This window comes from Leptospira ainazelensis (assembly GCF_016918785.1).
In the GTDB taxonomy this organism is placed as follows: Bacteria; Spirochaetota; Leptospiria; order Leptospirales; family Leptospiraceae; genus Leptospira; species Leptospira ainazelensis.
Genome location: NZ_JAFFPT010000081.1, coordinates 1 through 4,884, shown reverse-complemented (window position 1 = coordinate 4,884; position 4,884 = coordinate 1). Strand labels below are relative to the sequence as shown.

Annotated in this window: 9 protein-coding genes; all 9 read right to left on the bottom strand. The window is 39.2% G+C overall.

Going from position 1 to position 4,884, the window contains the following annotated elements:
• Nucleotides 1–155: 155 nt before the first annotated feature.
• The gene (locus JWG44_RS21640; RefSeq protein ID WP_205277108.1) at nucleotides 156–428 is read right to left on the bottom strand and encodes a BrnA antitoxin family protein; all 273 of its coding nucleotides are present in this window, start codon (nucleotides 426–428) and stop codon (nucleotides 156–158) included.
• Nucleotides 415–714: a BrnT family toxin gene (locus tag JWG44_RS21635; protein WP_205277107.1), complete on the bottom strand. Its 300-nt coding sequence runs from the start codon at nucleotides 712–714 to the stop codon at nucleotides 415–417. The genes JWG44_RS21640 and JWG44_RS21635 overlap by 14 nt, the downstream gene beginning before the upstream one ends.
• 334 nt (nucleotides 715–1,048) lie before the next feature.
• On the bottom strand, nucleotides 1,049–1,447 hold the full coding sequence (locus tag JWG44_RS21630) for a type II toxin-antitoxin system VapC family toxin (RefSeq protein ID WP_205277106.1): 399 nt from the start codon (nucleotides 1,445–1,447) through the stop codon (nucleotides 1,049–1,051).
• 1 nt (nucleotide 1,448) lies between these two features.
• The gene (locus tag JWG44_RS21625) at nucleotides 1,449–1,682 is read right to left on the bottom strand and encodes a type II toxin-antitoxin system Phd/YefM family antitoxin (protein ID WP_205277105.1); all 234 of its coding nucleotides are present in this window, start codon (nucleotides 1,680–1,682) and stop codon (nucleotides 1,449–1,451) included.
• Between the two features lie 350 nt (nucleotides 1,683–2,032).
• Nucleotides 2,033–2,320 (bottom strand): HigA family addiction module antitoxin, encoded by a 288-nt coding sequence (locus JWG44_RS21620; protein WP_205277104.1) that lies wholly within the window; start codon nucleotides 2,318–2,320, stop codon nucleotides 2,033–2,035.
• A gap of 11 nt (nucleotides 2,321–2,331) precedes the next feature.
• Nucleotides 2,332–2,613, bottom strand: coding sequence for a type II toxin-antitoxin system RelE/ParE family toxin (locus tag JWG44_RS21615; protein ID WP_232371791.1), 282 nt, complete (start codon nucleotides 2,611–2,613; stop codon nucleotides 2,332–2,334).
• 268 nt (nucleotides 2,614–2,881) lie between these two features.
• A complete protein-coding gene (locus JWG44_RS21610; RefSeq protein ID WP_205277103.1) occupies nucleotides 2,882–3,499 on the bottom strand; it encodes an HNH endonuclease in 618 nt (205 codons plus the stop codon).
• Between the two features lie 278 nt (nucleotides 3,500–3,777).
• Entirely contained in the window at nucleotides 3,778–4,404 is a 627-nt protein-coding gene (locus JWG44_RS21605; protein ID WP_205277102.1) for a YiiX family permuted papain-like enzyme, read from the bottom strand.
• Nucleotides 4,405–4,635: 231 nt separating this feature from the next.
• A partial coding sequence (locus JWG44_RS21600) for a HepT-like ribonuclease domain-containing protein (protein ID WP_205277101.1) occupies nucleotides 4,636–4,884 on the bottom strand: 249 nt, incomplete at its 5' end.

Below are 4,884 nucleotides of genomic sequence, written 5' to 3'. Positions count from 1 at the left end.
ACGCGGTTGGCACGAGGTTCGAGGCGCCTTAGCGCCGGCTCGCGAACCGAAGTGACAAAGCAATGTGCCGGAGGCCGAAGTGAGCGCGAGCGGGAACCGTGAGTCGCGAACGAAGTGAGAAGCCGAAGTTAGTTGCAGTAGTGGCTTTAACTCCCCTATCTTTTAAGCTCTTCTTCTACTTTATCTGAAAGTAAAAGCTTAATTAACGATTGATAAGGAATATCTTTCTTATTCGCCATAACTTTCAACCTATCAATTAATGCTTCAGGCAATCTTAGAGAAATCATTTTTGTTGTAGGCTTTAAATTTGGGAAAGATACTTTTTTAGCCTTTGAATAATCGATATAATCTGGAGAATCATTCTTAGACCAAAAATCAATTTCAGCGCTTTCCGATTTTAAATGAGGTATTCTTTTACGAGTTTTCATAGATTTTTCTTTCCCGAGGAGTCATTTCACGAACTGAAATTGGTCGAATCTTGTCTTTTCGAATTGTTACTACAGCAAATAACTTTCTTCCTTCATTCGTAATTCCTAAAACAATGTATCGATCTTCTTTTCCTGAATGGTAATCATCTGGCACTACCAGTAAGGGATCGTTAAAAAAGATTTCTTCTATTTCGCCAGGCTTTACTTTATGCTTTTTCCAATTTTTTTCAATATTACCTAAGTCCCAATCGAAACCTGTGATTTGACTTAAATCTGGTAATTCCATTTGTATATCGTTAAGATATACGCCCAAAATCGAATTTCAAGTAAAAATTTCCAGTAAAGAGCTCTTTTCTTTTGATTTCTTGAACAAAGCTTCAAATGAAACATTGCTTTAAAATTGAATTTTAGCCACTATTGCAACTAACGAAAGAGGCTTCTCGACGTTGCGGCCGCAAGCGCTTGTGCGCGACGCGGTTGGCACGAGGTTCGAGGCGCCTTAGCGCCGGCTCGCGAACCGAAGTGACAAAGCAATGTGGCTTTAGCCCGGAGTGAGCGCGAGCGGGAACCGTGAGTCGCGAACGAAGTGAGAAGCCGAAGTTAGACGACGTGCGCAAGAATCACCAAAGCGTTCTTAATCCTTGCGATTTATATTTTTTCATTTCCGAATCTTTGCTTATCAATATAAACTTTCTTAAAATACACTGCCAAATCAACATTCTATCGAACGGGTCCCGGTGATACGTTGCTTTTAATTGATCATATGTACTTGCATCGACCGATTCAAGATCAATAATCTCAATATTTGATTTAGAGAGAATTTCAGGAATTTGCGATGGTCTTAGCCCCGAAAGACTAAGTTTACCCAACCTAAATTTTAGAGAAATTTCCCATAGGGAAACTGAACTAACGCAGATCCGATTCTCTGAGTTTTCTATTATTTCTTTAACTTTCTTACTTAATAGATTGGATGAACCGATAACCCAAAGAATTACATGTGTATCAAGTAGATAATTCACTTTAACTTAAAAACTCTTCTTCAGAAATCTCAAAATCTCTGGCGAAAGAAATTTTTACCTTCCCATCCAATAACCCAATTTTTCTTTTCTCTTTCTTTCTACTTTGCATAGGAACGATCATGGCTATTGGCTTCTTACCCTTCCCAAATAATATTCCTACGTTTTCACCATTTTTGACCGATTCTAAAACTTCTGAGAAATGTGATTTTAGCTCACCGACGGGGTATGATTTCATGTTTAAAATTTATTTATTCTTGTCTACTTGTCAAATATTAATCCGCTCGAGAATTCAGATTATGAGCTTAAGAATCATATTTCGACCAAAGAGGTATTTAACAAAGCATCTTTATTTTAAGGTGTTCGCTTTGCGCATGTTCGTCTAACGAAAGAGGCTTCTCGACGTTGCGTCCGCAAGCGCCTGTGCGCGACGCGGTTGGCACGAGGTTCGAGGCGCCTTAGCGCCGGCTCGCGAACCGAAGTGACAAAGCAATGTGGCTTTAGCCCGAAGTGAGCGCGAGCGGGAACCGTGAGTCGCGAACGAAGTGAGAAGCCGAAGTTAGACGAAGGTTTGGCTTAGATAGAAAATTAAGCAGAGATAGGAAACTTTATCACATTCTTTGGTTTGTCTTGTAACGCAGTCCATAAATCTAATCTAATTTGCATATTGAGCCAACTCTCAGGCGATGTATTCGTTGCTAATGCAATTCTAACTGCTGTTTCAGGAGTAATTGAGCTTTTTGCATTCACTATTTCCGAAAGCGTCTTTCGAGATATTCCTAAATCTTTAGCCGCCTCTGTAATAGTTAGTCCCAATGGTCTGATTATATCTTCTAACAAAACTTCACCGGGATGTGTTGGTTTTCTTTTATTCATAACTTTTACTTTCAGTGATAATCTTCGTAATCGACTAATATTGTGTTTTCTGCTTCAAATTCAAAGGTAACACGCCAATTGCCATTAACCCAAACTGACCATCTGTCTTTTGCCTTGCCTTTAAGTGGATGTAATTTGAATGAAGGCAAATCCATATCTTTAGCATTTATCGAAGCATCTAATCTGTCTAAAATTCGACCTAACTTATTTGAATGGTCCGGTTGAATTCCTTTCTTATTGCCAGTCTCAAAAAACTGCTCTAAACCTTTATGCTTAAATGAGATTATCAACAAACAAGAACGTAACCTAATAGGTTACGTCGTCAAGCCATTTTCATTCTTAAAGTTAACATTTGCCAAACTTTCGTCTAACGAAAGAGGCTTCTCGACGTTGCGTCCGCAAGCGCTTGTGCGCGACGCGGTTGGCACGAGGTTCGAGCGTCCTTAGACGCGTCTCGCGAACCGAAGTGACAAAGCAATGTGGCTTTAGCCCGGAGTGAGCGCGAGCGGGAACCGTGAGTCGCGAACGAAGTGAGAAGCCGAAGTTAGACGGCGTTTTGAATTAATTCCTATGCCATTTCTTGCAATAATTCGCTTTCATATCATCTTGATGTTGTCTTTGATCATAAATCGAAATATTAAAAGCTTTCCGATACTCCTCTTTCCCAACTGATCTTTGGAAGAATAAGGTCGAAAAATCTTTTAGCTTTTCTTTTTTGATATCAGTTGATTTGATATATCTTTCAGAGAAGAATTTCTCCGGAGTTCGAAAAATTGTTAAAAGTTCATCATCTGATAAATTTGATTTGAGCAAATTGCAATCTTTGCAGGTAGGAATTATATTTCCAGCCGAATGTATTCCTGTCTTACTTATCGGATTAAAATGATCAATATGAACGTTGCCACTAAAATAGTCCTTTCTCTGAAGCAAAAATCCGCAGTAATAGCAATTTGGACGTTTAAGATAGCTGTCAGTGACGTTCGAAGCAATCCATAAGCTATTAATTAAAAGATCTTCCTGAAAACTATAGCGGTTTAAACTCGATCTTTTAAAAATATTCTCAAACAGTTCAGGCTCTTGTTCGTATATGTTCTTTATTTCCTCCCAATTCCAGGCAGAGTTAATTTTAGATTTTGATTGATTGTAAATTTCGGAAATTTTAGTTAAAAATTGATTCATATTCTCATGCTATTTCTTTTCAGAAAACAGTTAAGAAAATTAACAATTTTTTAGAAATTTTTCAAAATGTCGCCTAACGAAAGAGGCTTCTCGGCGTTGCGTCCGCAAGCGCCTGTGCGCGATGGAGTTGGCACGAGGTTCGAGGCGCCTTAGCGCCGTCTTGCGAACCGAAGTGACAAAGCAATGTGGCTTTAGCCCGGAGTGAGCGCGAGCGGGAACCGTGAGTCGCGAACGAAGTGAGAAGCCGTAGTTAGACGTTGTGCCTGCCCTGTTTACTATTAATTCATCTCCAGAATTGTTTCTAATTTCTTAGATGAGAACATGTCAGCTGGAGAAACGACAAAATCATCTAGTGGAATATTTTTACCGTATCTTTTCTTCATCAGATATTTGACTGTTGAATTACTTAGGTCGAAATCTCTTAGTCTTTTGTCTTCAGTAAGTTCAATGTTCAACGCTTTCTTAAATATTTTCCAAGCTAATTCTGTACAATATATCTTTTCATCAGACCAATTAAAGTAGATATCATAGTGTTTTCCAATATATTGATTCCCGATCGATTTCATTAATTTTATCTTATCCTCGCCGAGAATCGCCTCCGACTTACTTAGCCTTTTAATTACGAAATGTTTATTCTTTCCTCTTGAAATAAAGTGATCGATTTCGGTTATTTTCACAGGCTCAACTGCCTCTAAGACTTTAAGTTTTTCTTTGTATTTGAAAACTATTCCAACATGTGTATAACGTGATTTAGTAGCGATTTTAATGGCTTTCCCTTGTTCTGAAAAAGTTTCCTGGAATATTAGATCTCCTTCCTTCAATTTATCTAGGAAGGATTCGCTATTCAACTGGAGAGAACCAAGAAAGATTGGAATAAGAAATATTATTTTTAGGTAGTGTTTCATTTTAATTTATGGTCCTTAGCAGGCATTACGTCTAACGAAAGAGGCTTCTCGACGTTGCGTCTCCGAGCGCTTGTGCGCGAAGGAGTTGGCACGAGGTTCGAGCGACCTTAGTCGCGTCTCGCGAACCGAAGTGACAAAGCAATGTGGCGGAGCCCGGAGTGAGCGCGAACGGGAACCGTGAGTCGCGAACGCAGTGAGAAGCCGAAGTTAGACGAAGTGCTTGAGCAAAAATTAGGTCAGTCTAGATTTTATTTCAATGACTTTGTTCATCAAGGGAGTTAAATGAAACTGAGTTGTGTTCCAGATTATTTCATCATCTATTTCAAAATAACCGTGAGCAATAAAATCACGTAATCCAGCAATTTGCCGCCATTCGACTTCGGGATTTTCCAGCTTAATGTAGTCTGGGATTTTCTTAGCTACTTCGCCGATCACCTCTAAGTTTCTTTCAACAGCTCGCTTTCTTAGAATATCAGCTTT